The following is a 4,781-nucleotide window of genomic DNA, read 5'->3' on the forward strand; positions in this document are numbered from 1 at the left end:
GGCCGGCCCTTGGCCGAGCCCGGGCCGGCCGGGGGACCTGCGGGGCGGGTCGGCTCGGCGGGGGGCGGCGTGGGGCGGTTGCGGGACAGCACGCGCTCAGGGTAGTCGAGCGCGCAGGTAGCGTGGACGTGTGACCGACGCCTCGACGCCCGCCCAGCCCGCCGTCCCCGCCTCAGGCCCCACCCCGCCGCCCGACGTCGAGACGCTCCGCCGCCGCGTCGCCGACGGCTTCGGCGCCCTGCGCTCGGACCTCGAGGCGCTCGTGCGCATCCCGAGCGTGTCGAGCCCCGCATTCGACCAGGCGCACGTCGCCGACAGCGCCGCCGCCGTGGCCGCCCTGCTGCGCGACGCGGGCATGCCGGAGGTCCAGGTCCTCACGGCCACCGCGTCCGACGGGACGGTCAGCCGACCGGCCGTGGTCGCGCGCCGGCCCGCGCCCGACGGCGCCCCGACGGTCCTGCTGTACGCGCACCACGACGTCCAGCCGCCCGGTGCGGCCGACGCCTGGTCGACGCCGCCGTTCGAGCCGACCGAGCGCGACGGGCGCCTCTACGGCCGCGGTGCGGCCGACGACAAGGCGGGGATCGTCGCGCACGTCGGCGCGCTGCGGGCGCTCGGCGACGACCTGGCCGTGGGCGTCACGGTGTTCGCGGAGGGGGAGGAGGAGGTCGGTTCGCCGACGTTCGTCGACTTCCTCACGACGCACCGCGACCTGCTCGAGGCCGACGTCATCGTCGTCGCCGACTCGACCAACTGGCGCGTCGGCGTGCCGGCGCTCACCACGAGCCTCCGTGGTCTCGTCGACTGCACGGTCGAGGTGCGCGTGCTCGAGCACGCCGTGCACTCCGGCATGTTCGGCGGCGCGGTCCTCGACGCCCCGACCCTGCTCGCCCGCCTCATCGCGACCCTGCACGACGACGACGGGAGCGTCGCGGTCGCGGGGCTCGTGACCGGGCCCGAGCCCGAGGTCGACTACGACGAGGCGGCGCTGCGTGCGGACGCGTCCGTGCTGCCGGGCGTGCGCCTCGCGGGTACGGGCACGCTCACCGGACGGCTCTGGACGAAGCCCGCCCTGTCGGTCATCGGGATCGACGCGACGAGCGTCGCGCAGGCGTCCAACACGATCGCGCCCAGCGCGCGGGCCAAGCTCTCGCTGCGGATCGCCCCGGGCCAGGACCCGCAGGCCGCGTACGACGCGCTGCGCGAGCACCTCGTCGGCCACGCGCCGTTCGGTGCGCAGGTGACGGTCGAGCTGGGCGAGCTCGGCAAGGCGTTCCGCGCGCCGGCCGACTCGCCCGCGATGCAGGTGGCGCGGCGCGCGTTCGAGGACGCCTGGGGCACCCCGCCGGTCGACATCGGCGTGGGCGGCTCGATCCCGTTCATCGCCGACCTGCTCGAGGTGTTCCCCGACGCGTCCATCCTCGTGACGGGCGTCGAGGACCCGGACTCGCGTGCGCACGGTGCCGACGAGTCGGTCGACCTCGCCGAGCTCGAGCGGGTCGTGCTCGCCGAGGCGCTGCTGCTCAGCCGGGTCGCCGGCGCCTGAGCGGGCACCGTCCGGCGCAGGCTCAGGCCTCGCGGTGCGCGACGTCGAACGCGCGCGCCCACGCCGCCACGTCGGGCGGCAGGTCCGGGCTCGGCGCCTCGTGGCCGAGCAGCGCGGCGACGTCGGGCGCGGGCACGCGGCCGCCCGAGCGGGAGAGGAAGCGGCCGGCGACGACGCCGCGGGCGACCTGCTCGGCGCCCCGCGTGAACACTTGCTCCAGGTACACCACGCGCGGGTCCCAGCCGAGCACCGTCGTGGTGATCGTGAAGCGCTCGCCGAGGGTCAGCGAGCGCCGGTACGTCATGGTCGACGCGACGACGACGGGGTACCAGCCGCGCTCGGCGAGAAGGCGCAGCGCGCCCAGGTCCGCGAGCAGGTTGGTGCGCGCGAGGTCCATCATCTGCAGGTAGACGCCGTTGTTGACGTGCAGGTACACGTCGAGGTCGGCCGGACCGACGCGCATCGTCGTCACCGACGGGTCGAACAGCCCCTGGCCCGGCACGGCGGCGCGCGGGAACCGGACGGCGAGTGCGAGGCGGACCTGCCGGGTCACCACGGCGCACCGCCCGGCGTCGGTGCGGTCCCCGGGCGGCGGCTCATACCGGCGGTGCCGGGTCGTACTGGATGTCCGCCCGGACGGCACGGGCCACCTCGACCGACTCGAGCCGCGCGACGAGGTGCAGCGCCATGTCGATCCCGGCCGAGACGCCCGCAGAGGTCACGAGGTCGCCGTCGTCCACGTAGCGCGCCTCGGTGTCCGCCAGCACGGCGGGCTCGAGGGCGGCGAGCTCGTCGAACGCCGCGTGGTGCGTCGTGGCCGGTCGGCCGGCGAGGAGGCCGGCGGCGGCGTAGACCAGGGCGCCCGTGCAGACCGAGGTCATGAGGGCGGTCGTCGAGCGCATTCGTCGCACCCACGCGAGGTGCTCCGGGTCCCTCGCGAGGGCACGCGTGCCGCGGCCGCCCGGGTACACCAGCACGTGCAGGGCGCCGACGTCGGCCGCCGAGTGGTCGGGCACGATCCGCAGACCCTTGGCGAGCCGGACGCCCGCGCCGTCCGCGGAGAAGGTCACGACGTCGGGCCGGAGCTCGCTGTGGGGTGCCCAGGCCGCGAGCACCTCGTACGGGCCCACGACGTCGAGCTCCTCGGCGTCGTCGAACACGAAGATCCCGACCCGCACGGGCCGCCCCGTCGCCACCGGTCAGATCCCGGGCAGCGCGAGCATCTGGTCGAGCGCGACCCGCGCCCAGTGCGCGTCGTCGGGGTCGACGACGACGCGGTTCACGAGGCGGCCGTCCGCGAGGGACTCGAGCGCCCAGACGAGGTGGGGGAGGTCGATCCGGTTCATGGTCGAGCAGAAGCAGACGGTCGCGTCCAGGTAGTGCACCCGCAGCTCGGGGTGCTGCTGCGCGAGGCGCCGCACGAGGTTGAGCTCGGTGCCGATGGCCCAGGCGCTGCCCGGCTCGGCCGTCGACAGCGCGCGGATGATGTACTCCGTCGAACCCACCATGTCCGCGGCCTCGACGACCTCGTGCTTGCACTCGGGGTGCACGAGGACCGTGACGCCCGGGACGGCGGCGCGCACGTCGGCCACGTTCTGGGCCGAGAACCGTCCGTGCACCGAGCAGTGGCCGCGCCACAGGATCATCCGGGCCTCGGCGAGCTGGCGCTCGCTCAGGCCGCCGCCGGGCTTGCGCGGGTCGAACACCACGCAGTCGTCGAGGTCGAGGCCCAGCTCGCGCACCGCCGTGTTGCGACCCAGGTGCTGGTCCGGCATGAACAGCACGGCGCCGTCGCCGTCGACGCCGCCCACCCGGTCGAACGCCCACCGCAGCGCGACCTGAGCGTTGGACGAGGTGCAGACGGTGCCGCCGTGACGGCCCGTGAAGGCCTTGATCGCCGCCGTCGAGTTCATGTACGTCACGGGGACCGTGCGCTCGGCCAGGCCGGCGTCGGTCAGGACGTCCCACGCCTCCTCGACCTGACCGATGCCCGCCATGTCGGCCATCGAGCAGCCCGCCGCCAGGTCCGGCAGCACGACGGCCTGCGAGTCCGCCGTGAGGATGTCCGCCGACTCCGCCATGAAATGGACGCCGCAGAAGACGACGTACTCGGCGTCCGGCCGGGCGGCCGCCTCGCGCGCGAGCTTGAACGAGTCGCCCGTGACGTCGGCGAAGGCGATCACCTCGTCGCGCTGGTAGTGGTGACCGAGCACGAAGGCCCGGTCGCCCAGGGCGGCGCGCGCAGCGCGGGCGCGGTCGACGAGCTCGGGGTCACCGGGCTCGGGGAGCGCGCCGACGCACTCGACGCCGCGCTCGGAGGCGAGGTCCGAGCGGTTGCCGAGGAGCAGGAGCGCGGCCGACGGCGACGGCTCGGCGAAACGGGGCGTGACGGTGCTCACGCCCGCGATCTTCCCACAGCCGGGCCTGCGGCAGGATGGTCCGCGTGCGCATCCTCGTGGCCCCGGACTGCTTCACGGGCACGCTCGGCGCACGCGCCGCCGCCGAGGCGATCGCGCAGGGCTGGCGCCGGGGTGCTCCGCACGACGACGTGACGCTCCTCCCGCTCGCCGACGGGGGGCCGGGGTTCCTCGAGGTCGTGCACGCCGCGCTCGGCGGCGAGCTCGTGCCGGTCACCGTCGCCGGACCGCTCGGCGACCCGACGCCCGCGCTCGTCCTCGTCGTCGAGACGGCCGCCGGCCCGACGGCCTACGTCGAGTCGGCGCAGGCCGTCGGCCTCCACCTCGTGCCGCCCGTGCGGCGGGACCCCACCCGCACGACGTCGGTCGGCCTCGGCGAGCTCCTCGCGGCCGCTCTCGACCTCGCGCCCTCGCGCGTCGTCGTCGGGCTCGGCGGTTCGGCGACGAACGACGCGGGCGCGGGCGTGCTCGCCGGGCTGGGTCTCGCCGCCCCGGTGCTCCGGGCGGGGGGCGGCGCGCTCGGCGAGACCACGCCCGCGGACCTCGACGGGCTGGCGGAGCTCCGGCGGCGGACGGCCGGTGTCGACCTGGTCGCGGCCGTCGACGTGGACGTGCCCCTCCTCGGGCTGCACGGCGCGAGCGCCGGGTTCGCCGAGCAGAAGGGCGCGACGCCCGAGCAGGCGCAGGAGCTCGAGCGCGCCCTCGGCCACCTCGTCGACGTCGTCGGCTCGGTCGTGGCCGACGACGGCGTGCGCCGGGACCTCCTCGCCGCGGCCCCCCCGCGGGGCGGGTCGACGGGCGCCGCGGGCCGTCCGGGC

General features: G+C 76.1%; 5 protein-coding genes. 2 read left to right on the forward strand and 3 right to left on the reverse strand.

The genetic code is table 11. From position 1 onward, the window contains the following. Nucleotides 1-130 precede the first annotated feature (130 nt). Nucleotides 131-1,546 (forward strand): dipeptidase, encoded by a 1,416-nt coding sequence (locus ICW40_RS18010; RefSeq protein ID WP_221655379.1) that lies wholly within the window; start codon nt 131-133, stop codon nt 1,544-1,546. Between the two features lie 22 nt (nt 1,547-1,568). On the opposite strand, the gene ICW40_RS18015 is transcribed toward ICW40_RS18010, so the two are convergent. The 3 genes from ICW40_RS18015 to nadA are packed head-to-tail and all read right to left on the reverse strand — an operon-like array spanning nt 1,569 to nt 3,945. Next, nucleotides 1,569-2,099 carry an acyl-CoA thioesterase gene (locus ICW40_RS18015; protein ID WP_221655380.1) on the reverse strand — a complete coding sequence of 177 codons (531 nt, stop codon included), beginning with the start codon at nt 2,097-2,099 and terminating at the stop codon, nt 1,569-1,571. Nucleotides 2,100-2,142: 43 nt separating this feature from the next. Continuing rightward, nucleotides 2,143-2,742, reverse strand: a complete 600-nt coding sequence (locus ICW40_RS18020) for a DJ-1/PfpI family protein (protein WP_221655381.1) — start codon at nt 2,740-2,742, stop codon at nt 2,143-2,145. 3 nt (nt 2,743-2,745) lie between these two features. Further along, nucleotides 2,746-3,945: a quinolinate synthase NadA gene (gene nadA, locus ICW40_RS18025; protein ID WP_221655382.1), complete on the reverse strand. Its 1,200-nt coding sequence runs from the start codon at nt 3,943-3,945 to the stop codon at nt 2,746-2,748. A 35-nt stretch (nt 3,946-3,980) separates the two neighbouring features. Between nadA and ICW40_RS18030 the strand changes: the two genes are divergently transcribed. Next, nucleotides 3,981-4,781: glycerate kinase (locus ICW40_RS18030; protein ID WP_221655383.1), on the forward strand; the 801-nt coding region annotated here is incomplete at its 3' end.

This window comes from Actinotalea ferrariae (assembly GCF_019733465.1).
GTDB classification, from domain to species: Bacteria; Actinomycetota; Actinomycetes; order Actinomycetales; family Cellulomonadaceae; genus Actinotalea; species Actinotalea ferrariae_A.